The organism is Actinoplanes oblitus (assembly GCF_030252345.1).
GTDB lineage: Bacteria > Actinomycetota > Actinomycetes > Mycobacteriales > Micromonosporaceae > Actinoplanes > Actinoplanes oblitus.
Window position 1 is genome coordinate 3,754,238 of sequence record NZ_CP126980.1, and the last position, 22,417, is coordinate 3,776,654.

20 protein-coding genes are annotated in these 22,417 nt (G+C 72.4%); 13 read left to right on the forward strand and 7 right to left on the reverse strand.

What is annotated here, in order from left to right; genetic code table 11:
* Positions 1-127: 127 nt before the first annotated feature.
* Positions 128-1,576, reverse strand: a complete 1,449-nt coding sequence (locus tag Actob_RS16845; RefSeq protein WP_284921147.1) for an MFS transporter — start codon at positions 1,574-1,576, stop codon at positions 128-130.
* A 119-nt stretch (positions 1,577-1,695) separates the two neighbouring features.
* Between Actob_RS16845 and Actob_RS16850 the strand changes: the two genes are divergently transcribed.
* Positions 1,696-2,376, forward strand: a complete 681-nt coding sequence (locus Actob_RS16850) for a TetR/AcrR family transcriptional regulator C-terminal domain-containing protein (RefSeq protein ID WP_284921148.1) — start codon at positions 1,696-1,698, stop codon at positions 2,374-2,376.
* A gap of 186 nt (positions 2,377-2,562) precedes the next feature.
* Here Actob_RS16850 and Actob_RS16855 read toward each other — a convergent pair whose 3' ends face one another.
* Entirely contained in the window at positions 2,563-3,012 is a 450-nt protein-coding gene (locus Actob_RS16855; protein WP_284921149.1) for a protease inhibitor I42 family protein, read from the reverse strand.
* Between the two features lie 111 nt (positions 3,013-3,123).
* Here Actob_RS16855 and Actob_RS16860 point away from each other — a divergent pair, with 111 nt between their 5' ends.
* A complete protein-coding gene (locus Actob_RS16860) occupies positions 3,124-3,876 on the forward strand; it encodes a YlbL family protein (protein ID WP_284921150.1) in 753 nt (250 codons plus the stop codon).
* Here Actob_RS16860 and Actob_RS16865 read toward each other — a convergent pair.
* A complete protein-coding gene (locus tag Actob_RS16865; RefSeq protein WP_284921151.1) occupies positions 3,873-4,637 on the reverse strand; it encodes a LamG domain-containing protein in 765 nt (254 codons plus the stop codon). The two genes, Actob_RS16860 and Actob_RS16865, sit on opposite strands and share 4 nt — an antisense overlap.
* Before the next feature lie 42 nt (positions 4,638-4,679).
* Between Actob_RS16865 and Actob_RS16870 the strand changes: the two genes are divergently transcribed.
* From Actob_RS16870 to Actob_RS16880, 3 genes are all read left to right on the forward strand, one after another.
* Positions 4,680-5,417: a group II truncated hemoglobin gene (locus Actob_RS16870; protein WP_284921152.1), complete on the forward strand. Its 738-nt coding sequence runs from the start codon at positions 4,680-4,682 to the stop codon at positions 5,415-5,417.
* A gap of 66 nt (positions 5,418-5,483) precedes the next feature.
* Complete coding sequence (gene lspA, locus Actob_RS16875) at positions 5,484-6,119, forward strand: signal peptidase II (RefSeq protein WP_407653706.1); 636 nt, start codon at positions 5,484-5,486, stop codon at positions 6,117-6,119.
* Between the two features lie 531 nt (positions 6,120-6,650).
* The gene (locus tag Actob_RS16880; RefSeq protein ID WP_284921154.1) at positions 6,651-7,148 is read left to right on the forward strand and encodes a pyridoxamine 5'-phosphate oxidase family protein; all 498 of its coding nucleotides are present in this window, start codon (positions 6,651-6,653) and stop codon (positions 7,146-7,148) included.
* A gap of 51 nt (positions 7,149-7,199) precedes the next feature.
* Here the strand turns inward: Actob_RS16880 and Actob_RS16885 are convergent, their stop codons facing one another.
* Positions 7,200-9,455 carry an ABC transporter permease gene (locus Actob_RS16885; RefSeq protein WP_284921155.1) on the reverse strand — a complete coding sequence of 752 codons (2,256 nt, stop codon included), beginning with the start codon at positions 9,453-9,455 and terminating at the stop codon, positions 7,200-7,202.
* Complete coding sequence (locus Actob_RS16890; RefSeq protein ID WP_284921156.1) at positions 9,452-10,114, reverse strand: ABC transporter ATP-binding protein; 663 nt, start codon at positions 10,112-10,114, stop codon at positions 9,452-9,454. Before Actob_RS16890 ends, Actob_RS16885 begins: the two co-directional genes overlap by 4 nt.
* 151 nt (positions 10,115-10,265) lie before the next feature.
* Between Actob_RS16890 and Actob_RS16895 the strand changes: the two genes are divergently transcribed.
* From Actob_RS16895 to Actob_RS16920, 6 genes are all read left to right on the forward strand, one after another.
* On the forward strand, positions 10,266-11,465 hold the full coding sequence (locus Actob_RS16895) for a sensor histidine kinase (RefSeq protein WP_284921157.1): 1,200 nt from the start codon (positions 10,266-10,268) through the stop codon (positions 11,463-11,465).
* Between the two features lie 53 nt (positions 11,466-11,518).
* Positions 11,519-12,118: a response regulator gene (locus tag Actob_RS16900; RefSeq protein ID WP_284922332.1), complete on the forward strand. Its 600-nt coding sequence runs from the start codon at positions 11,519-11,521 to the stop codon at positions 12,116-12,118.
* Positions 12,119-12,242: 124 nt separating this feature from the next.
* Positions 12,243-13,604, forward strand: a complete 1,362-nt coding sequence (locus Actob_RS16905) for a reverse transcriptase family protein (protein ID WP_284921158.1) — start codon at positions 12,243-12,245, stop codon at positions 13,602-13,604.
* Between the two features lie 221 nt (positions 13,605-13,825).
* Positions 13,826-16,030 (forward strand): putative bifunctional diguanylate cyclase/phosphodiesterase, encoded by a 2,205-nt coding sequence (locus Actob_RS16910; RefSeq protein WP_284921159.1) that lies wholly within the window; start codon positions 13,826-13,828, stop codon positions 16,028-16,030.
* Positions 16,031-16,033: 3 nt separating this feature from the next.
* Positions 16,034-17,080 carry an NAD(P)-dependent alcohol dehydrogenase gene (locus tag Actob_RS16915; protein WP_284921160.1) on the forward strand — a complete coding sequence of 349 codons (1,047 nt, stop codon included), beginning with the start codon at positions 16,034-16,036 and terminating at the stop codon, positions 17,078-17,080.
* Positions 17,081-17,363: 283 nt separating this feature from the next.
* Complete coding sequence (locus tag Actob_RS16920; protein WP_284921161.1) at positions 17,364-18,797, forward strand: GGDEF domain-containing protein; 1,434 nt, start codon at positions 17,364-17,366, stop codon at positions 18,795-18,797.
* A gap of 203 nt (positions 18,798-19,000) precedes the next feature.
* Here the strand turns inward: Actob_RS16920 and Actob_RS16925 are convergent, their stop codons facing one another.
* Complete coding sequence (locus Actob_RS16925) at positions 19,001-19,345, reverse strand: hypothetical protein (RefSeq protein WP_284921162.1); 345 nt, start codon at positions 19,343-19,345, stop codon at positions 19,001-19,003.
* A 368-nt stretch (positions 19,346-19,713) separates the two neighbouring features.
* Positions 19,714-20,982, reverse strand: coding sequence for a hypothetical protein (locus Actob_RS16930; RefSeq protein ID WP_284921163.1), 1,269 nt, complete (start codon positions 20,980-20,982; stop codon positions 19,714-19,716).
* Between the two features lie 382 nt (positions 20,983-21,364).
* Here Actob_RS16930 and Actob_RS16935 point away from each other — a divergent pair, with 382 nt between their 5' ends.
* Complete coding sequence (locus Actob_RS16935; RefSeq protein ID WP_284921164.1) at positions 21,365-21,988, forward strand: TetR/AcrR family transcriptional regulator; 624 nt, start codon at positions 21,365-21,367, stop codon at positions 21,986-21,988.
* Positions 21,985-22,416, forward strand: a complete 432-nt coding sequence (locus Actob_RS16940; protein ID WP_284921165.1) for an acyl-CoA thioesterase — start codon at positions 21,985-21,987, stop codon at positions 22,414-22,416. Before Actob_RS16935 ends, Actob_RS16940 begins: the two co-directional genes overlap by 4 nt.
* Position 22,417 lies beyond the last annotated feature (1 nt).

Sequence of the window (22,417 nt, forward strand, 5' to 3'; positions counted from 1 at the left end):
AACAACGTAGCGATCATGGCCGGTCCACTCCACGCGCCGCGCCCGGGACCTGCACCGAATGCACAGATCTTCACCGGTCCGGGCGGTACCTGGCCGGCTCGGGGCCGGTGGTACTCGCGACGCCCGGTCAGGCGCCGTGCTCGGCCGGAGCCTTGGCGGCGCGGCGGGCCGCCCAGGTGACCAGCACCGCGCAGACAGCCGTCAGGGCGAGGGTCGCGACGGTCACCGAGTTCTCGAAGGAGCGCGCCGCGGCGGGGGAGCCGGCCACCTCGGCGAGCGACCCGGTGAGCGCGGCGGCCACGATGGTGCCGACCACCGCCATGCCGATGCTGCCGGCCACCTCCTGGCTGGTGTCGCTGAGCGCGGCGCCGGTGGACGTCTGGTCCTCGGGCAGCCCGCGCATCACGGTGACGCCGGCGATGGTGGCGACGACCCGCATGCCGGCCGCCGTCAGCGCCAGGGCGACGGCGATCCAGACGTAGTCGTAGCGGCCGAGCAGCGCGTAGATCACCAGGCCGGCGAGGACCGCCCCGGCCCCCAGCGGCGCGGCCTTGCCGGTGCCGAGCCGGTCCACGATCTTCTCGACGAACGGGCCGATCGCCAGCATCACGATCACCTGCGGCAGGTTGCCGAGCGCGGCCTGCGCCGGCGACCAGCCCCACACGAGCTGCAGCTGGAGCGAGACGCTGAACGTGATGGCGGCCATGCCCAGGCCCATCGCGGCCTCGTAGGCCAGGGCCGCCGACACCGCCGGCCGCTTGATCAGGGCGAAGTCGAACATCGGGTGGGCGGTGGTCCGCTCCCGGACCACGAAGGCGACCGCCGAGACGACCCCGAGGCCCAGCCACGGCAGCGCGTGCCGCCAGCCGTGCTCGACGACCTGGGTGGCGCTCCACAGGGCCAGGATGATCGTGGTGGTGCCGAGCACCGCGCCGGGCAGGTCGAGCGGGGCGCTGTTGCGGTGCGCCGGGTCGTCGGCCGGGATGCCGAACCGGATGCAGAGGATCGCGAGCACGGCGATCGGCACGTTCATCACCAGCAGCGTCTCCCAAGGCAGCACCTGCAGCACCAGCCCGCCCACGGTCGGGCCGACGGCCATGCCGACCAGGCCGACCGTGGTGATCAGCGAGGTGGCCCGCATCAGCAGGTTCTCCGCGTCGAACAGGCGGAAGCAGAGCGCCATGGTGCCGGGCGCGGTCATCGCGGCGGTCACGCCGACGGCGGCCCGCACGGCGATCAGCTGGCCGGGCGTGTGCACCAGCAGGACCGCGAGGTTGGCGAGCGCGAACAGGCTCAGCCCGATCAGCATCATCCGCCGCGTACCGAACTTGTCGGCGATCGCGCCGAACGCCATCATCAGGCCGCCGAACAGCAGCGAGTAGCCCGTGGTGATCCACTGCAGGTCGGATGCCGAGGCGTTCAGGTCCTGGGAGATCCGCGGCAGCGCGACGTTCAGCACGGAGTTGTCGAGCATCTCCACCAGGAAGACGACCGACAGCCCGAGGATCGCGGGCCACACGGCCCGCAGCGAGGTGGGACGCGCCTTCTCCGGCGCCTCCAGGACTGCGGTGCTCATCACGGAACCCCCTCCAGGGAACTTCGGGGGAGCGGTCCCCCGGTAACCGGCATATCTCTGGAACGGCGTTCCAGGAGACCCAGTTTGGAACGCCGTTCCAGACATGTCAAGATGGCGTCATGGCGAGCAGGGCGCGGCACCCGGACCGGCGCGAGGACGCGCTTTCCCAGGAGCGGATCATCGAAGCCGCCGTCGAGATGCTCGACGCGGGCGGGGAGAGCGCGCTGACCTTCCGCGCGCTCAGCGCGACCCTGAAGACCGGTCCCGGCGCGATCTACTGGCACGTGGCGAACAAGGGTGAGCTGCTCACCGCCGCCGCCGACGCGGTGCTCACCGGTGCGATGCCGGCCACCGGTGCCGGCGAGGTCCCGCAGGACGTGATCCGCGCCGTCGCGCTCGGCGTCTTCGACGCGATCGAGGCGCACCCGTGGATCGGCGAGCAGATGTCCCAGCTCTCCTCGCAGTCCACCACGCTGCGCATCTTCGAACGCCTGGGCCGCCAGGTGCAGGCCCTCGGCGTTCCCGGACCGGCCCAGTTCGACGCCGCGTCGGCCCTGCTCAACTACATCCTCGGCGTGGCCGCCCAGAACGCCGCGATGGCCCGTTCGGTCCAGCGGGGCACCGACCGCGCCGAGGTGCTCGACCTGGTCGCCTCGCTGTGGACCAGCCTCGACACCGACGAGTACCCGTTCCTGCGCAACATCGCCGCCCAGCTGCGGGACCACGACGACCGGGCCCAGTTCCTGGCCGGCGTCGACCTGATCCTGGCCGGCATCGCCAGCCGGTACCCGCCGGCCTGAGGGCGCCTCAGGGCCTGATCACCAGGTCATCGCCCGGCCGCTTCCGCGCTGGTGCGGAGAAAGGGCAGATCGCGGGGGAGCAGGCGCCGGCGGCGCGCAGCACCAGGTCGAGAACCCGGGCCATGGTGGCCTCCACCGCCGTCCGGTCCTCGGCATCCCGGTCCGGGCGACGCCCCCGCGACCCGGTCAGGAGACGGTGACCAGCCAGATGGTGGCGGTCGACTCGGCCTTGTCGGACGCGGACGCGCAGCCTCGGTAGCAGTTGCTCAGCGTCACCGTCACCTCGCCCGGTGCGTCCGCCTGGTAGATGAAGTAACGGGTGCCGGCCCCGCCGCCGTCCGCCGGTCCGAACAGCCGGTCGTGTACCCGGCTGTAGGTGAACTGCTCGTCCACCGCCCGCAGCACGCCGGTGGCCGGGACCTGCGCCGTCCAGTGGTCCCCGGCCGAGGCGCCCCGATCCGGCACCGCCAGCGTCAGCCGATCCCCGGCGGCGATGGCCACGGTCAGCTCCTGCTGGTCGGCAACGGTCCCGTAGGTGGCGTGCCGATACCAGGCGTACAGCCCCCAGCCGGCCCCGGTCACCACGATCAGCACCGCCAGTCCCAGCACCAGAACCCGCCGCCCACGCCACCGCACGCCGCACACGGTAGTCGACTCATCCATGCCCGGTGATCTCGTTCCCACCGGCTGGGTCGTCGCCACCGGCCCGGCGACGGGCGGCACCACGGCATCGGTACGCTCCCCTCGATGAAACGTGGCCACCTGATCGCCGCCGGCGCCCTGATCACCGCTCTGCTCGGGGTCGGCGCGGCAGTCCTGCCGATGCCCTACGTGCTGCTCGAGCCGGGACCGACGGTCGACACGCTGGGCAGCAAGGACGGCCACGACGTGATCACGGTGACCGGCGCCGGGGTGTCCGCGTCGGCCGGCCAGCTGCGACTCACCACTGTCGCCGTGGAGACCGGCGTCGACCTGCCCGAGGCGTGGCGCGCCTGGCTCGACTCGGAGCGGGCCCTGGTGCCGCGCGAGGCGGTCTTCACCGCCGGCAAGACCGACAAGCAGGTCAACGAGCAGAACGCGACGGCGTTCCAGGAGTCCGAGTCGACGGCCGTCACCGTCGCGCTGGCCAAGCTCGGCAACCCGGCCGGGGTGAAGGTCACCGTGGACGTCAACGGGATCGGCGGCCCCAGCGCCGGGCTGATGATCAGCCTCGGCATCATCGACAAGCTCACCCCGGCCGATCTGACCGGCGGCCGGATCGTGGCCGGCACCGGCACCGTCGACGAGGCCGGCAAGGTCGGCCCGATCGGCGGCATCCCGCAGAAACTGCACGGCGCCAAGGCGTCCGGCGCGACGTATTTCCTCGTCCCGGCCGGCAACTGCGCCGAGGCCCGGCGCAACGCGGTGCCCGGCCTGCCGATGGCCAAGGTCGAGACGGTCGACGACGCGCTGGCCGCGCTCACGACCATCGCCGCCGGGGGCACCCCGGCCGGCTGCTAACCGCCGAGGTCCCAGCCGCGGACCCGGTGCACCCGGGCCGTCTTGGGATGCTCTCCGGTACGCGGACCGAGCTCCCACAGGTCGATCAGCAGGAACTGGGGGTAGCGCGGAGCCTGCGCCGAGCGATAGAGCCGCACGCCCTCGCAGCCGATGACGGTGCCCTCCGGACCCCAGATCGCCGTCCAGGTGTGCGGCCGCGCGGCGTCCACCGGGATCCGGACCTCGGTCATCTCCGGCCGGAGCCGGTCGTCGTGGTGCGCCTTGATCCCGCACCGGGCGGTGGTCAGGTCGGCCGCCTCGATCTCGAAGACGCACACCTCGCCGCTGTCCCGCGCGTCCAGGTGCTCGGTGCCGACCAGCCAGGCGGCGAGCATGCAGCCCTCGTCCACACTGGCGGTGACGGTGATGTCGACCCGGCCGGCGCGGGGCGCCCAGAGCAGCCGGGCCGGCGTCTCGGTCCGCACGACCAGGCCGTCCGGGCGGTGCCGGTGGGTGCCCCGGCCGGAGCCCAGCGGGCCGGCGAACGTACCGGTCTGGATGTTGGAAACCCGCAGTGGTGCGTCCTCGGGCCGCCAGTCCCGCTGGTCCTCGTCGATCCGCAGGCGCAGGCCGCCGCCGTCGAAGTCGTAGCGGGCCGCGGACCGGTCCGGGGTGGTCCACTGTGGCAGGTAGTGATCGATCCAGAGGTCGTCGCGCAGGCGCGGCCCGGCGAAGTCGTCGTCGAGGTCGGGACGGCGGGCGGGCGGCTCCGGGAGGCTCATGATTACATACTTACACGCTTACATTGCTCTATGGTGGTCGGCATGACGGTCGAGTACATCCGATACCGCATCCCTGGTGACACCGCCGCCTTCGAGCAGGCCATCGCCCGCGCGGCCCGATTCCTGGCCCGGGCGCCGCAGTGCGCCGACTACGAACTGAGCCACCGCACCGACCAGCCGGACAGCTACCTGCTGCGGATCACCTGGGCCGCCGGCTCCGGTGGCGAGCCGATCCCGGCCTTCCTCGCCGAGATCGAGCCCTACGCCGACGCGATCGAGGAGAGGTCCCGCTATGAGCCGGCCGAGGTGGCCGGCGCCGGCGGTTCCGTGCCGAGCATGTACGAGTGGGCCGGCGGCCTCGAGGCGCTCGAGCGGCTGACCGAGCGGTTCTACCAGCTCGTGCCGGCCGACGAGCTGGTCGGGCCGCTGTTCGCCCGGATGGACCCGGGCCATCCGCGGCACGTCGCGTTGTGGCTGGCCGAGGTGTTCGGCGGGCCGGACCGCTACACCAGGGAGCGCGGCGGATACCCGGCCATGCTCGGGCATCACCTCGGGAAGGCGATCACCGAGCCGCAGCGGCGGCGCTGGGTGAGCCTGCTGCTCGACGCGGCCGACGAGGTCGGGCTGCCGGACGATCCGGAGTTCCGGGCGGCGTTCGTGGGCTACCTCGAGTGGGGCACCCGGCTGGCGCTGGCCAACTCGCAGCTGGGAGCCACCCCACCCCGGCAGGCTCCGGTGCCGCATTGGGGGTGGGGGGTGGCGCCGCCGTACCAGGGGTGACCACGCACCGCGGCCATCCCGGGCCGTCCGGGCCGGCTTCCTGCTGACCGCCGGGATCAGCATGTGATAACTATTGGCCCCGACGGCTCGCGTTCCGCCGGGCCGTCCGCAAGGAGAGCAATGACGATGTCGAATACTGCCCGGCCCGGCCCGGGCTCGGATCTGCGGGACGCCGAGCAGGCGGCAACCGGTGTCTCGGTCACGGCCGTCACCGTGCTCGGCGTCGTGGCGGTGCTGGCGGTCGCCCTGGATCAGCTCGTCAAGGAACTGTCGACCAACGGGCTGACCGCGAACGAGCCGGTCCGTACCCTCGGTGGCCTGGTCTATCTGTGCCTGTGGCGCAACAGCGGTGCGGCGTGGAGCGTCGGAAGCGGGCACACGTGGGTGTTTCCGCTGGTGGCCATCGCGGTCGCCGGATGGATCGGCTGGGTCGCGGTGCGCCTTCGCTCGAAGCCGTGGGCGGTCGCGCTCGGTCTCGTGCTCGGCGGGACGCTGGGCAATCTCGGCGACCGGCTGTTCCGCGATCCGGGCGTGCTGCGCGGGCACGTGGTCGACATGATCAGCCTCTTCGGACCGGACGCCCAGTACTTCCCCGTCTTCAACGTCGCTGACATGTGCCTCACCATCGGTGTGACGCTGGCGGTCGCGCTCGAGCTGACCGGGCGAGCCCGTGACGGCTCACGCCGGCAGTCGGCCAGATGACGTCCGGCACGTGACCGGCGAGAGCTGATCGGCCGCCGCAACCGGAACCGCTGATCGTCGTCAGCGATCGCGTATCGTCCGCCGCCGCACGAACCCGAAGTACCCGGCAAGGAGCAGATACAAGGCGGTGAAACAAGCCGCTGCGGTATGCGTGCTCCCCGTCCTGTCACCGATCGCGAGCACCGCCGCAAGCAGTCCCGCGAGCACGACCAGCGTCAGAACGATGCCGGTGTCCGTACCCGTCCATGCGCTTGCCGAGCCTCGGTCCCGCTGCGCGTAGGAACTTGCCCGGTCCCGGCAGATCACTGCTAGGGCTCGTGCTGGAGCGGGAATGGTCAGCGGGCCGCTTCGGCGAGTCCGTGCCGCCGACCTCTGTTTTCGCCACGGCGCCGCGAGCTGCCTGCTGTCTCGCCATCGAGACGTCGCGCGGCAGGCCCGGATCGCCGGGGGATCCGATGTCGAGAACGGCCGGGTGGCTCCGTCCCCGGGGCACGAGCACGCCAGGACGGCACCTTCGAAGGAGCGACCACCATGCGACCGACCGAGATCAGTGAGATTCTCGACCGCCCGATCAGCCGGGAGCTCCTCGCCCGGGACCTGCTGCGGATGGCCTACGTCGCCAAGGACGGCACGCCGCGCAACATCCCGATCGCGTTCGACTGGAACGGCTCGGAGATCGTCGTCTGCACCACGAAGAACGCGCCGAAGCTGCCCGCTCTGCGCCGCGATCCGGAGGTCGCGCTGACCATCGACACCGAGGTGCATCCGCCGAAGATCCTGCTCATCCGGGGCCGCGCCGAGCTGGACGAGGTCGACGGCATCCCGGAGGAGTTCCTGCGGATGAACGGCACCTACCGGATGACCGCCGAGCAGCGCGTCGCGTGGGAGGCCGAGATCCGGTCGCTCTACGACGGCATGGTCCGGATCGTCATCACCCCGACCTGGGTCAAGCTCATCGACTTCGAGACCACCCTGCCCAGCGCGGTCGAGGAGCTGGTCCGGCGGCGAGCCGAGCGCCAGCGCGCCTGACGGAAAACCACTTTCCGGTACGCCGGGAGCACTCCCGCCGTACCGGAGAGCTCATTCGGTGCGCAGGGCCGTCGCCGTGCGGGTGCCGGCCGCCCAACCGGCCGGCAGCAGGGCGCCGAGGACCGCGATGACCAGGCCGCCGAGGCCGAACAGCAGCAGCTCGGACGGGGCGTAGATGTCCAGGACCGAGCTCGGCAGGTGGAAGCCGGCGGTGTGGCCCATCGAGGTCACCGTGGTGCGTTGCAGCAGCACACCGACCGGGGCACCGAGCGCGCCGCCGGCCAGGCCGGTGACCGCGACCGAGGCGATGACCATGGTGATGGTCTGCCGCGGGGACATCCCGAGGGCCTTGTGCACGCCCAGGTCGTGGACGCGTTCCCGGGTCTCCAGGACGACCGTGTTGAGCACGCCCAGGGCGGCGACGGTGACCAGCATCAGGGTCAGCAGGGCGGTCAGCGCGTTGATGATGATCACCTCGTCGGCGGTGCCCCGCTCGTCCACCATGGCGTGCGCCTCGAGCGGGCGGAGCGTGGCGTCCAGCGCCTCGGCGTACGCGGTGGCGTCGGTGCCCGCCTGGACGCTGACGTGGAACTCCTCGGGCGCGGCGTCCGGGCCGGCCGCGGTGAGGATCTGCAGGCCGTCGTTCTCGGTGTTGAAGACCTCGCCGACGATGGTGGCGGGGCTCCGCTCGCCGTCCCTGGTCAGCACCACGGTGTCGCCGACGCTGGTGTGGGTGGCGGTCAGGAACGGGGTCGCCACGACGATCTGTCCCGGCCGGGTGTACCAGTCGCCGGACACCATCCGGTACCCGTCCGCGCAGGTCGTGCCGGCCATCTCCAGCGTCTGCAGGGAGCCGCTCAACCCGGCCGCGGTCACCTCGCCGTCGGCGACCGCGCAGTAGCCGGCGGTCCCCGGCTGGGCTGTGATCGCGTCGACGACGGCCGCCGGGTCGGCCGGGGTGCCGTTCCGCTGCCGGCCGCCGCCGGTGGCCGGCGGTGGCCCCGTCCGCCCCATGCCGACCTCCACGTCACCGTGGCTGTCCGCGGCCTGGATCTGGGTGAGCGAGGCGGCCAGCCCGACCGAGAAGGTGGCCGCGGCGGCCCCGAACGCGATGGCGACGACTATCGTCGCCGACCGGACCGGGCGGGCGAACGGCTGGGCCAGCCCCAGCGTGACCGGGCGGGGCAGCGGCAGCCGGGCGGTCAGCCGGGCCGCCCACCGGCCACGGCCCGGCGACGGGGTGCTGCCGACGGCGAGGGCGTCGACGGTACGCAGCCGGCCGGCCCGGGACGCGGCGACCCAGGCCGTGACGGTCACCAGGGCGAGGACCCCGGCGAACACGGCCACGTCGAGCCACGGGGTGACGCCGCTGTCGTCCGTACCGTAAAGGTCGTTGGTCTTGGCCAGCACCGGGACGGCCAGCAGGTTGCCGGCGACAGTGCCCAGCGCGGCCCCGATCGCCGCCGGGATCAGCGCCCGGCCCAGGTACGCGCGGACCACCTGGTTCGGGGTGAAGCCGAGCGCCTTGAGGATGCCGATCCGGCGGGTACCGGAGCTGACCGCGCCGGCGATCACGTTCCCCACGATCAGTACCGCCATCACCAGGCCGAGCACGCCGAAGGCGATCAGGAAGGGTACGAACAGCGCGGCGTCGCCGGCGGCCCGCTGCCGGGTGGTCAGCCAGGAGCGGGAGGAGGTCAGAGCGTCCGTCGTGATCCCGGCCAGGACCGCGTCCACCTGGTCGGCGGTGCCGGCTTCGGTCAGCCGGTACAACATCTGATAGCCGGTCGGGACGATCTGTTCCGGGACCACCCAGCCGTCCGCGGTCTCGCTGACCGACCTCGCCAGGCCGACCACGACGAGGTCCGGGTTCCGCCACACCGCGCCGATCGCCCGCGACCGCATGCCCTCCGTCCGGCCGTCGCTGAACAGCACCACCTCGCCGGGCCTGGTGGCCCACCGGCCCTTGAGCAGCGTGACATCGTCCACCCCGCCGGTCGGCTGGGGCCGGCCGACCACGGTCATCGGGAACGGCCGGCCGTGGTCGTCGACCGGGCTGATCGACGCGGTCGGGAACGGGCCGGCGGCCGCGGACACCCCGGCGGCGTGCGCGGACGCGGCCACCTGGGCCGCGGTGGTCCGGCCGGCGTCGAACCCGGCGATCAGGTGGGCGCCGTTCTGCTGGTCGAAGGCGCGGTCGAACGGCGCGGTGGAGGCGACCAGCAGGGTCCCGCCGAGCACCGACGCGGACACCGCGATCAGCACGACCAGGGCGATCACCACGGTCTGCACGCGGCGGCGGCTCATCCCGCGCATCGGACCCGCCCGTCGATCAGCTCGACGGTCCGCGTCGCGCACGACCTGGCCAGCGCCAGGTCGTGGGTGACCAGCAGGATGGTCTGGCCCTCCCGGTGCAACTCCCGCAGCAGCCGCTGGACGTCCTCGCCGGACGCGGTGTCCAGCGCGCCGGTCGGCTCGTCGGCCAGCAGCAGCGCAGGCCGGTTGACCAGCGCCCTGGCCACCGCGACCCGCTGCCGCTCGCCGCCGGACAGCCGCCCCGGATAGGCCCCGGCGTGCCGGTCGACGCCCAGCGTGCCGAGCAGTTCCCGGGCCCGGCGCCGGGCGGCGCCCCGGGTCATCCCGGACAGCTGCGCGGGCAGCATCACGTTGTCCGCGACGGTCAGGTCGTCGAGCAGGTTGAAGAACTGGAAGACCAGGCCGATCCGGGCCCGCCGGTAGCGTGCCGAGCCGGCCTCGCCGAGCTGGTCGACCCGGACACCGTCCACGGTGACCGTGCCGCGGCTGGGCCGGTCCAGGCCGGCGATCAGGTTCAGCATCGTCGACTTGCCGCTGCCGGACGGGCCGAGGATCGCCACCGCCTCGCCGGTCGTGACGGTCAGGTCCACGTCCCGTAGGGCGGGCGGTCCGTCGCCGTAGCTTCTGGTCACTTCGCGCAGCTCAATCATGGTGCTCGACGCTAGGGCCGGGCCCGGGCCGGGCGCGTCGGCCGGGAGAGGCATCTTGACCACACCGTCGGGACGAGACGGACCGGGGTCATCCTCGAGGTGTAGTCCACTGGTGGACGCGGTGGCCCGGATCGACGGCGATAATGGTCCGGTGCTCCGAAGGTTGTTGCGTCGCGACGGCACGCTGCCCCGGCTCTCCCGGCGCGGCCAGGTGTTCGACGTGCTCGTGGCGGCGTCCCTCATGCTCGCCGCGATCTCGGCCGGTGACCAGGACGCCCCGCGGGTCGAGCGGATCCCCGGCCCGGCCCGCGAGTTGTTCGTGCCGCTCGACCACCACGAGGAGCGGTTCCTGGTGCTCGGCCTGCTGCTCGTGGTGGCGCCCCTGGCGTTCCGCCGGCGGCGGCCGCTGACCGTGCTGTGGCTGGTGCTGGCCACCCTGCCGGGGCTGGTCGACAACGACGCGGCGCTGCGGGTGTCCTTCTACGCCTGCGTGATCGCCGGCTACACCGCCGCCGTCTACAGCCCGTACCGGATCCTCGCCCTGGCCAGCCTGCCGGTCGCGATGCTGTTCTACAGCGGCGCCGAGGACGGGGCGCCGACCGTGCCACCCGGTTTCGTCCCGGTGCTGATCCTGGGCGCGATCGCCGTCGCGGCCGACGGCCTGCGCCGCTGGAAACACCGGGCCGCCGAGCTGGAACGCGACCAGGCGGCGGCCCTGCGCCGCGCCGCCGGGCAGGAGCGCGCCCGGATCGCCAGGGAGCTGCACGACGTGGTGACCCACAACGTCAGCGTGATGGTGATCCAGGCCGGCGCCGCCCGCAAGGTGCTGGACGCCTCGCCGGAGCAGGCCCGGGAGGCGCTGCTCGCGATCGAGAGCGGCGGGCGGGCCGCGATGACCGAGCTGCGGCACGTGATGGGCCTGCTCACCATGGACGACGCCGGCCCGGGTGCCGACCTCGCGCCGCAGCCCGGCCTGGACCGGCTGGACGCGCTGATCGCGCGGGTCGCCGGCAGCGGCGTGCCGGTCACGCTGACCACTGCCGGCCGGCCCCGCCCGATGCCGGCCGGTGTCGAGCTGGCCGCCTACCGAGTGGTGCAGGAGGCGCTGACCAACACGGTGAAGCACGCGGCCGGGTCCACCGCGACGGTGCACGTCGACTACCGGCCCGACCAGCTGCGGGTCCGGATCACCGACACCGGCGGCACGTCCCGGCCGGCCGCTACCGGTGGCGGGCACGGCCTGATCGGGCTGCGGGAGCGTCTCGCGGTCTACGGCGGCACCCTGGCGGCCGGTCCCCGGCTGACCGGCGGGTACCGGGTGGACGCCGCGATCCCGCTGGCGGCGTCGTGAGCCTGCGCGTGGTGGTGGCCGACGACCAGGCGCTGGTGCGGGCCGGTTTCCGGATGATCCTGACCGCCGACGGCATCGACGTGGTCGCCGAGGCCACCGACGGCGCCGAGGCGGTCGACGCCGTCCGCCGTACCCGCCCCGACGTCGTCCTGATGGACATCCGGATGCCGGAGCTGGACGGCCTGGAGGCGACCCGCCGCATCCTGACCGGCGCCGCCGACGCACCCCGCGTGATCATGCTGACCACCTTCGACCTGGACCATTACGTGTACGCGGCGCTCACCGCCGGCGCCAGCGGCTTCCTGCTCAAGGACGTCACCCCGGAGCACCTGGTCGCCGCCGTCCGGATGGTCCGCTCCGGGGACGCCCTGCTGGCCCCGGCGATCACCCGCCGCCTGGTCGAGCGATTCGCCCAGCGCGAGACCGGCCCGGCCGCCGGCCACCGCGAGCTGGGCACGCTCACCGCACGCGAGCTGGAGGTGCTGCGGCTGCTGGCCCAGGGCCTGAGCAACGCCGAACTGGCCGCACGCCTGCACCTCTCCGAGGCGACGGTGAAAACCCACGTCGCCCGGATCCTCGCCAAGCTCGGCTTGCGCGACCGGGTGCAGGCGGTCGTCCTCGCCTACCGCACCGGCCTGGTCACCGCCGCGTGAAACCGCTTCACGGTACGCTCGCCGCCCTCGCCTATGCTGGCCCGATGGCAGCGTGTCCCGAGCTGGCCGTCGCCCGCCGTTCTCGGCGGCGAGGGCTCTTCGGGGTACCCCCGAGGACGTTTGCTTGACCACCGCGGCACACCGCCGGCGCGCTATCGCGCTTCGCGCGAGCCGGCGCAGGCACGACCGGGCATCGTCGGGGCACGCTGCCGCCCGGGCGTGGTATTCGCCCCGCAAGCAGGCGCCGTCCCGGGTCGCCGGCGTGCTGGCCGACGCGCTGCTGACCACCGGCTGGCAGGCCGGCGACATGATCGCGGCGGTGCGCGCGGTGGTGCCGGGCCGCCCGGCGTGGGCGCGGCGCCTGGTCGGCACGGTGCTGCTGGCCTACCCGCGGGCGCCCGCCGACCGGCCCCGGGAGTTGCGCCGCTTCCTGTCCTCGGTGAGCCGCGTGCCCCGGGTGGCGGTGCGGCTGCGGCTGGTGGCGCCGGCCCGGGTCGTACGCATGCGGTGGGGTGTTCCGCCGATCGGCGACCTCGCCGCCCTGGCCGCGTTCCTCGGCGTGGACGGCGACGCGCTGGACTGGTTCGCCGACCGCCGGGAGATCAACCGCCAGGCCCGCGACGAGAAGCTGCGCCACTACCGGTACCGGTGGCTCCGGCACCGGCTGATCGAGGCGCCGAAGCAGCGGTTGCGCACCATGCAGCGGCAGGTGCTCGACGAGATCCTGTCGGCGGTGCCGGTCCACGACGGCGTACACGGTTTCGTGCCCGGCCGGGGAGTGCACACCTTCGCCGCGGCGCACGCCGGCCACGCCGTGCTGGTGAGCCTGGACCTGCGCGCGTTCTTCTCCAGCATCACCGCGGCCCGGATCTACGGGCTGTTCCACGGCATGGGCTATCCGGAGCCGGTCGCGCACGCGCTGACCGCGTTGACCACGACCAGCACGCCCGCCCAAGTCCTGCGCGCCGCGTCCGATGCGCACCTCGCCGCGCTGCTGCGCCGGCCGCACCTGCCGCAGGGCGCGCCGACGTCGCCGGCCCTGGCCAACCTGTGCGCGTTCCGCCTGGACCGGCGGCTGAGCGCCCTGGCCACGCGCTTCGGCCTGACCTACGCCCGCTACGCGGACGACCTGGCCTTCTCCGGCGATCGCCAGCCGGCCGCTCTGGTGCCGCTGGTCAGCCGGATCGTCGAGGACGAGGGGTTCCGGCTGCACCCGCACAAGACCCGGGTGCGCCGCCAGTCCCAGCGGCAGTCCCTGGCCGGCCTGGTGGTCAACACCCGCCCCGCCGTGTCGCGCGCGGACTACGACCGGCTGCGCGCGATCCTGCACGACGCCGCGGTCAACGGCCTCGCGGCGGCGAACCGCGACAACCATCCCGACTTCGCCGCGCACCTGGCCGGCCGCGTGGCGTGGCTGTCCCACCGCCACCCGTCCCGGGCGGCCAAGCTCCACGCGCTGCTGGACCGAGCCCGATCGGAAGGCTGACGGACCCGATCGTCACCACCGTGGTTCGACGATCGTGGCCGTGGCCGTGGCCGTGGCAACCTCTCCGGCAGCGTCTCGGTGATCCAGGCCCTGCTGCCGACGGCGCACAGCCGAATCTTCGACACCGGACGCCCGGGAGGAGCGACCTCGGGCGAGCGCGGGGGTCTTCGCCACACCACGGGTTTCCTCAGGAACGCGGTGCGGCAGCCGATGGCGACGACGTGCGGCGGGAGACGGTGTGGGGCTGGTGGATCGTGGCCGGGGTGCTGGCCACGGCCGGCTACTACCTGCTGCCCACCGGCGGGTTCGCGGCCAACCTCGTCTACAACGGGATCGGCCTGATGTCGGTGGTGGCGATCCTGGGCGGCGCCCGGCTGCACCGGCCGCGCAACCCGGCGGTCTGGTACTGGTTCGCCGCCGGGCAGGCCACCTGGGTGGCCGGCGACCTGATGTACGAGTACTACGAGTACGTCCTGCACCAGTCGCCGTACCCGTCGTTCGCCGACGTGTTGTACCTGGCCTCCTATCCGATGCTGGCGGTCGGCCTGTGGCTGCTGGTCCGCGGCCGGGGCGGCGGCGCGGCGCGGCTGGCCGACGCGGCGATCGCCGGCATCGGCGTCGGGCTGGCCCTGTGGATCTTCGTGCTGCACCCGATCGCCACCGACTCGACGGCCTCCGCGCTGGAGCGGGCGATCAGCACCGCCTATCCGGCCGCCGACGTGCTGATCCTGGCGCTGCTGGCCCGGCTGCTGGTCAACCGGGGCGGTACCGCGAGCACCCGGCTGCTCGGGGTGGCCGTCCTGCTCCTGCTGGCCGCCGACGTCGCCTACTCGGTGGTCTCGTTCTACGCCGACGGCGACGACCACCTGCTCTCGGGCGGCTGGCTGCTCTCCTACGTGCTGTGGGGCGCCGCGTCGCTGCACCCGTCGATCACGGTGCAGCCGGCGCGGGAGGAGGGCGCGGCGCGCGTCGGGTGGGTGCAGTTCGCCACGCTCACCGGCTGCGCGCTGCTGGCGCCGGTGATGCTGTTCATCCCGGGGGTCGGCGACAACACCGTCGACCGGCTCGCGATCGGCGCCGGGTCGGTGGTGCTGTTCCTGCTCTCGGTGACCCGGGTGCTCGGCCTGTCCCGGACCGTGCAGGGCCAGACCGCCGAGCTGGCGCGCATCGCCCTGCACGACGACCTGACCGGCCTGCCGAACCGGCGGCACTTCGAGCAGGCGCTCGGCGAGAGCGTCCCGGGTGGCGGCTCGCTGCACGTGGTCTTCCTCGGCCTGAGCGGCCTCAAGAACATCAACGACGAACTCGGCCGGCCGGTCGGCGACCAGGTTGTCGCGGTCTCCGCGGCCCGGATCTTCGCGTCCGCGCCGGAGGCCACCCGGGTGGCGCGGATCGGCGGCGACGAGTTCGCCGTGGCGCTGCCGGACGCCGCCACCGCCGAGCGGGTCGCCCAGCGGCTCGTGGCGGTGCTGCGCGAGCCGGTCCGGGCCGGCGGGCACGAGCTGCTGGCCGGTGCCAGCATCGGCGTCGCCGAGGCCGGTGGTGTGGCGGAGGTGCTCCGCCGGGCCGAGGCCGCGATGCACGCCGCCAAACGGACCGGCGACCCGTACCGCTTCTGGTCGGCGGCGCTCGACGAGCGGGCCGGCGAGCACGCCCGGCTCGGCGCCGAGCTGCGCGCCGCGCTCGACGCCGGGCAGTTCCAGGTGGTCTACCAGCCGATCGTCCGGATGCCGGAGGCCCGGGTCACCGCTGTCGAGGCGCTGGTCCGCTGGCAGCACCCGCAGCGCGGCCAGGTCAGCCCGGCCGCGTTCATCCCGGTTGCCGAGCAGAACGGCCTGATCGTCGAGCTCGGCGCCTGGATCCTGCACACCGCCTGCGAGCGGATGGCGCGCTGGCGGGCCGAGCTGGGCCCGGCGGCCCCGGACCGGGTCAGCGTGAACGTGTCCGCCCGGCAGCTGGCCCGGGCCGACTTCCCGGCGACCGTCGCGGCGGCGCTGGCCGACACCGGGCTGCCGCCGCAGTGCCTGACCGTCGAGGTCACCGAGACCGCGGTGTTCGGCGGGGGACAGGCGCTGACCGCGCTGCACGAGCTGCGCGCCCTCGGCGTACGGATCGCGCTGGACGACTTCGGCACCGGGCACTCCTCGCTGGGCCTGCTGCAGACCGTCCCAGTCGACGTGCTCAAGGTCGACAAGTCGTTCGTCGACAACATCACCGAGGCCGGCCGGCACACCGTCATCGCCCGGGCATTGATCCAGGTGAGCGACGGTCTCGGGCTGACCGCGGTGGCCGAGGGCGTGGAGACCGCGGAGCAGGCGGCCGCCCTCTATGATCTTGGTTACCGGTTGTTGCAGGGTTACTACTTCGGCAAGCCGTCGGCTGAGCCGCAATTCCTGCTGGAACCGGCCGCTGCGGCTAATGTCTGAGGAATGTTCACCGTCAACGCGATCGCCGCCCCGTCGGCGACCGAACCGCTCGTCCGCACCACCATCGACCGGCGTGACCTGGGGCCGCGCGATGTGCTCATCGAGATCCGCTACGCCGGGATCTGCCACTCCGACATCCACACCGTCCGCGGTGAGTGGGGCAAGGTGCCCTACCCGCTGACCGTCGGCCACGAGATCGTCGGCCGGGTCGCGGAGGTCGGCACCGAGGTCACCAAGTTCGCCGTCGAGGACCGGGTCGGCGTCGGCTGCATGGTCAACTCCTGCCGCGAGTGCGGCAACTGCCGGGCCGGGCAGGAGCAGTACTGCGAGAACGGCAACGTCGGGACCTACGCGAGCACCGACCGGGACGGCACGATCACCCAGGGCGGCTACTCCACGCACATCGTGGTCGACCAGGACTTCGTGCTGCGGGTGCCGGAGAGTCTGCCGTACGAGAAGGTCGCGCCCCTGCTCTGCGCCGGGATCACCACCTACTCGCCGCTGTCGCACTGGAAGGCCGGGCCCGGCAAGAAGGTCGCCGTGGTCGGCATGGGCGGCCTCGGCCACATGGCCGTGAAGATCGCCGCGGCGATGGGCGCCGAGGTGACGGTGCTCTCCCAGACCCTCGGCAAGAAGGACGACGGCCTGCGGTTCGGCGCCGAGCACTACTACGCCACCAAGGACCCGGCCACCTTCGAGGTCCTCAAGAACTCCTTCGACCTGATCATCAACACGGTCAGCGCGCCCATCGACATGGCGGCCTACCTGCGGCTGCTGCGCCTCGACGGCACGCTGGTCAGCGTCGGCGCCCCGCCGGAGCCGCTGCCGGTCCCGGTGTTCGCGCTGTTCGGCAACCGCCGCTCGTTCGCCGGCTCCAGCATCGGCGGGATCGCCGAGACCCAGGAGATGCTGGACTTCTGCGCCGAGCGGGGGATCGCCCCGGAGGTCGAGCTGATCGACGCGGACGCTGTCAACGAGGCGTATGAGCGGGTGCTCGCCTCGGACGTCCGCTACCGGTTCGTGATCGACGTGGACTCGCTGCGCTCGTAACCGAGACCGCTGCGGAAACCGGCCGTGATGATGCCCGCGGGCATCATCACGGCCACTTCCTTTCGGTACGCGACGAGCACGCCAGCCGCCGCGGCTCTCCGGCGCCACGTCAGCCGTCGCGGGACCCGGCCGTCGACGCACCCGCCACCCCCGCCCGCCGCTTCGGATGCGGCGACCGCGGCCGGGTCGCCGCCGACCGGCGCGCGAATCGGCTCGGGTTGCGGTTCGGTAGCACGAGCCGCCGGCGCCAGAAGTGCGGCTTCCCGATGCCGATGAGGCCAGCATGACCCGCCGGATGCTCCAGCTTTACGTCGCCCTGGCCGCAGCCGCCGCCACGGCGGCGGGTGTGACGTCCGGAGGACCGTTCGGTGACCTGGTCTACTTCGGCGCCTACCTGCCCATGACGGGGTTGCTCTGCTGGTCCGCGGCCCGGCGCCGGCGCAGTTCCGACTACCTGCCCTGGCTGTGCCTGGCGCTGGGACAGGTGGCCTGGCTGACCGGCGACGCCGTCTATCCGGTGAGCACCTACCTGCACCGCGCCGTCGACGGGACGGCGTCCGCCGTGCTCTGGACCGCGGGCTATCTGGCGTACGGCGCGGCCCTGGTCGCGATGGCCCGGCGCCGGGCCGGCCGATGGTTGCGGCCCGCGGTGCTGGACATGCTGACCATGGTGGTCGCCGCCTCGATCGTCATCTGGGTCGCGTTCGTCTCGCCGTTCCTGACCGAGCTGGCCGCCGACCCGCTCGGCGCCTACCTGTACCTGATGGGCCCGATGGGCGACCTCGGGATCTTCGCCGGGGTGCTGCTGCTGGTGTTCTCGCCGGGCCGGCGCGGCGGCGCGACCCGGCTGCTGGTGTCGTCAGCGGTCCTGCGCATCGCCTCCGACCTGGGTTCGAACTTCATCCCCTCGCTCGACCAGTCCGCGGCGGTCGCCACCGCGGTGATCCTGCTGAGCAACGGCCTGCTGATCGCGGCGGCGCTGCACGAGCAGAGCGGTGAGCTGACCGTCGCCGCGCGCCGATCCCCGACGCTGCACGCGGCCCGGATCTGGTTCCTCGGCGTCGGCCTGCTGACCGCGCCCGCCGCGCTCTTCGCCCGCCGCGACTACGCCGAGGGCGAGCGGCTCCTGCTGTTCAGCGCCACGGTGGTCACCGCCGCGCTCATCCTGGCCCGGTTCGCCAGCGCGCTGCGGTCGCTGGAGCGGGCGGAACGGACCCTCGACCACCGCAGCCGGCACGACCCGCTGACCGGACTGCTCAACCGGGCCGCGCTCGGCGACGAGCTGGAGGCCTGCCCGCCCGGCTCCACGGTGCTCTACCTGGACCTGGACGGCTTCAAGGCGGTCAACGACGGCTTCGGGCACGCCGCCGGCGACGCGATCCTGCGGACCGTGGCGCAGCGCCTGACCGCGGCGGTCCGGGACTGCGACACGGTGGCCCGGCTGGGCGGGGACGAATTCGCGGTGGTGCTGACCGGGCTGAGCAGTACGGACGCCGTCCCGGTCGCCGAGCGCATCCTGCGCGACGTGGCGGTTCCGGTCGAGCACGAGGGCGCCTGGCACACCGTCGGTGCGAGCATCGGCATCGCGGGCATCGACGCCCCCGGGTCGACGGCGGAGTGGCGGCCCGCGGCGTTGCTGCGCGCCGCCGACACCGCGATGTACCAGGCGAAGCGTCTCGGGCGAGGCCGGTGGGTGCTGGCGGAGGCGGCCGCCTGACAAAGCGGCGGTGAGCTTGTCGTTCAACCTCCAGGTCCAGGGTTGCGCCGCTCGCAAGGCCTGTTTCGCTTGGACCTCCACCCTGCCCAGGGCACGGCGGAGGTTTAGAAATTCCGGCGCGACGAGGTGCCTGACCAGCGCGTGTACGTAAACGTCGCCGCTCCGACCCACGAAGCCGGGAGGAGCGCTGGGCTCCTCCATCATCAAGCAGCCTCGATGTCGAGTAGCTCCGGCGATGGGAGTTCTTCCGGGTCCGTCTCCTCGACGCCGACCCACTCGATGCCGCCGAGGACTTCACCGCGCTGCGGATCCTCGATCGTGTAGAGGAACAGACCGTTATGGGACCCTCGAACGCCCGCATTGGCTCGTGTGGTGATCCCGGGCCCGCGGCCACGCTGGAAGTCGATGGACGGGCACCCGCAGCCGCATGTGTCGACGACGACTATTTCCATCGCCTGGCACCGCAGAGTTGCAACGTCAGGGAAGTCAACCGCCAGAAGCGCGTCAAGCACAGCTCGCTCTCGCTGTGTCAGCGGTCTTGCATCCATGCTGTGATCATCCCACCGGCGTCAGACGGTCAGCATCCATCGGTGATGCACTCGTAGAACTGCCGCAGTGTGCTCTGGTAGCCGAGCAGCGTGGCGTGACTGACGTGCTTTGACCGCCCGCGCTTCGGCGAAGAACGCGTCAGCGTCTGCCGCGCTCCACGCCCATGGGCCGGCGTCGGTGTATGTCACGGAACCGCCGTACGAGACGCTCGCCGGGTTCGATGGAGATCCGGACGTCGGCTGCGAGCGTCAGGGCATGCAGGCGCGGCATGGAGGCGGGAATCTGGTTCCGGGCCGGGATCCGCATCGCACTACCCGGGCTCGTGCGTGGCTGCCGAGTACGGTGATTGATTCAGCGTCTCTGGTGATCACTGCAAGACGTCGTCCCAGTCCCATGCCGGAGCGGGGGTGCCGTCTGCCTCTCGGCCGAACCGATAGAGCTGCTCGTTGCCGGGCTGCTCGCGGAATAGGAGGAACTGTCCCGCTTCGGGCAGCCGCTGTGCGTACATCTCAGCCTGGTCGTTCGCTCCGGCCTTGCGCAGCGCCGCCAGCACAAGGGCCGCGGCCTGTTTGTCGATGCCGATCGTCACCCGCATCCCCAGATCGCGGCTGAGCAGGACGGCGACCTCGTCCTGTGCGTCAGCCTCGACCAAGGTGTCGAGTATCCCGGCGACGGCCCTCTGATCGCTCAGTTGGATACGTCCCACCACGCGACCGGCTAGCAGCCTGACCTGCTTCGGCTGCGCGGCATGCCAAAGCCCGTGCAGCAGCGACTGAACGAGACCGGGCTGATGCAGCACGTCGTCCTGGATACCGGCGGTGATCCGGCGGGCCAACCGGGTGACCTGCTCGTGGGCACCCGCCTCGTGCAGCTCTATGAGGAGATCCGGCAGCCCGTACGGGCGGTCGAGTCTGATTTGTTCGGCCGGATCACGAGACACCAGCACGGCGACCGCATCGCCTGCCCCGGCCGCCCGCGCCTCTCTCACGAACTGCGACACCGCATACGGATTGTCCACACCAACGACGGGGCTGGCCCTGACCGCTAGCTGGTGGGCCTGGTCGAGTTCGCCCTCCTCGCGTAGTTCGTGAAGCACGACGGAAACGGCAATCGGGTCATCAAGACGGACGGTGGTCGCGTCGAGGCCGGCAGGAGGACTATTCGCGTGCTCTTCGGCGAACCAGCGCTGCGCCTCGACGATCGCCGCCGGCGGGTCGACGCCTGACCAGGGGTTATCGAGGCTGGCAAGGTCACTGCCACGCTCTGCCAACCGCCGGACCAATTCGTCTTCGCCGAGTTCCCGTAGCCCGGTGACCAGACTCGCGACACCAGACGGGTCATCGAGACGAACACCCGCGACCACGCGTCCGGCCAACTCCCGTGCCTCGGCGTCCGCGCCCACCCGACGCAGCGCCAGTAGAAGGCTCGCCGCCGTCCCGGAATCATCAACGGGTGCGCTTTCGGCCACCCACCGAGCTGCACACAAGTCGCCGGGGTGCGCCCTGTCCCAGCACCCGACCAGGAGGATGGCCGCCCACGTGTCACCGGCCAGCACGGCGCGCGCATACAACCGAGCGGCTTCGCGAAGCAGACCCCGTTCCTCGAAGCCCGACCGGATCTCGTTCAGGTGGACCACAGATGCCTAGCCTATTGCCCGCCCAGACCGCCCACCGCAGGAAACCACCCGGCCCACGTACATCCGGCGGAACGCCGCGCACGGTCGGCGGCAGAACCGTACATGCTGGGATTGTTCCGTCGAGGCGCTCAAGGCAGGCCCGGCACGTGTGGTCCCCAGTGGGACCACACTGCCGTCGCCAGACGCCAGTAAGGAACTGCGACTCCCGGGAGCTGCCGCCACGTTAGAACTGGTTGAACGACAAGCCAACCGCTCGACAAGGCGGCCACGGCCGCCCGATGAAGCGAATGCGGCCACCCGGCCGGAACCGGCCCGGCGACGGCTCGCCACTGTGGCGGTGGTTATATTTACGACCGGTCGGTCTTTTTGTAGTGTCGGGGCCATGGCGCAGGACGGCAGATTGCTCCGCGGCGAGCGGACCCGGACCGCGGTGCTCGACCAGGCGATGCTGCTGGCCACCGTCTCCGGGCTCGACGGGCTGTCGCTGAGCCAGGTCGCCGAGGCGCTCGGGGTGAGCAAGTCCGGCCTGTTCGCGCACTGGCGATCCAAGCAGGAGCTGCAGCTCGCCGTGATCGACCACGCCCGGGCGCAGTGGACCGAGCGGGTGATCCGCCCGGCCGTCGCCGAGCCGGCCGGGCTACGGCGGCTGTCTGCGGTGCACGACCGGCGGCTGGCGTTCTACGAGGCCGGGGTGCTGCCCGGGGGCTGCTTCTTCGCCAACGCGCACTTCGAGTTCAACGCGCGGCCCGGCGTGATCAAGGATCGGCTCGCCACCGAGCAGCGCGACTGGATGGCCTTCCTCACCCGGGTCGCCGCCGACGCCGTCGGCCTCGGCGAGCTGCGGCCCGGCGTCGATCCGGAGCAGCTGGCCTATCTGGTCGAGTCGCTCGGCGTCTGCGCCGTCATGCAGGCCAGCGCCCCGGCCTACCGGCACGCCCGCCGGGCGTTGCACGAGCACCTGCGAGCGATCGCCACCGACCCGTCGATTCTGGGGGAATTGTCATGACCACCGTTGTGGAGAGCGGCGCCGTGGTGCGCATGCCGGTGCACTTCGACGATCTGGACGCGATGGGCGTCCTGCACAACTCGCGCTACGCGGTGCTCGTCGAGCGGGCCGTGGCCCTCTGGTGGACCGAGCGCGGCGTCTCGTTCGCCGGTGGCCACCCCACCACGCCTGACGCGTTCAACGTCGTCCGGGAGTACGCGATCACCTTCCACCGCCCGGTGACCGGCACCGGGGAGATCGCCGTGCGCTTCTGGCTCGACCGGCTCGGCACCTCCAGCGCGGAGTACGGCTTCCGGGTCGCCTCGCTCGACGGCGGGACGGTGTTCGCCGAGGGCCGCCGGGTGAACATCCGGGTCGACCCGGCGTCGATGCGCCCCGCGCCGTGGACCGAGCACGGCCGGGCCGTCGCCGCCACCCTGGTGCGCTGAT

What these genes read in the sequence shown, in the direction of transcription:
- Actob_RS16880 (WP_284921154.1), top strand. Translation starts at nt 6,651, where the DNA reads ATGCGACCGACCGAGATCAGTGAGATTCTCGACCGCCCGATCAGCCGG.
- Actob_RS16870 (WP_284921152.1), top strand. Translation starts at nt 4,680, where the DNA reads ATGACGGTCGAGTACATCCGATACCGCATCCCTGGTGACACCGCCGCC.
- Actob_RS16860 (WP_284921150.1), top strand. Translation starts at nt 3,124, where the DNA reads ATGAAACGTGGCCACCTGATCGCCGCCGGCGCCCTGATCACCGCTCTG.
- Actob_RS16920 (WP_284921161.1), top strand. Translation starts at nt 17,364, where the DNA reads ATGACCCGCCGGATGCTCCAGCTTTACGTCGCCCTGGCCGCAGCCGCC.
- Actob_RS16940 (WP_284921165.1), top strand. Translation starts at nt 21,985, where the DNA reads ATGACCACCGTTGTGGAGAGCGGCGCCGTGGTGCGCATGCCGGTGCAC.
- Actob_RS16890 (WP_284921156.1), bottom strand. Translation starts at nt 10,114, where the DNA reads ATGATTGAGCTGCGCGAAGTGACCAGAAGCTACGGCGACGGACCGCCC.
- Actob_RS16915 (WP_284921160.1), top strand. Translation starts at nt 16,034, where the DNA reads ATGTTCACCGTCAACGCGATCGCCGCCCCGTCGGCGACCGAACCGCTC.
- Actob_RS16885 (WP_284921155.1), bottom strand. Translation starts at nt 9,455, where the DNA reads ATGAGCCGCCGCCGCGTGCAGACCGTGGTGATCGCCCTGGTCGTGCTG.
- Actob_RS16900 (WP_284922332.1), top strand. Translation starts at nt 11,519, where the DNA reads ATGATCCTGACCGCCGACGGCATCGACGTGGTCGCCGAGGCCACCGAC.
- Actob_RS16925 (WP_284921162.1), bottom strand. Translation starts at nt 19,345, where the DNA reads ATGGATGCAAGACCGCTGACACAGCGAGAGCGAGCTGTGCTTGACGCG.
- Actob_RS16865 (WP_284921151.1), bottom strand. Translation starts at nt 4,637, where the DNA reads ATGAGCCTCCCGGAGCCGCCCGCCCGCCGTCCCGACCTCGACGACGAC.
- Actob_RS16850 (WP_284921148.1), top strand. Translation starts at nt 1,696, where the DNA reads ATGGCGAGCAGGGCGCGGCACCCGGACCGGCGCGAGGACGCGCTTTCC.
- Actob_RS16845 (WP_284921147.1), bottom strand. Translation starts at nt 1,576, where the DNA reads ATGAGCACCGCAGTCCTGGAGGCGCCGGAGAAGGCGCGTCCCACCTCG.
- Actob_RS16935 (WP_284921164.1), top strand. Translation starts at nt 21,365, where the DNA reads ATGGCGCAGGACGGCAGATTGCTCCGCGGCGAGCGGACCCGGACCGCG.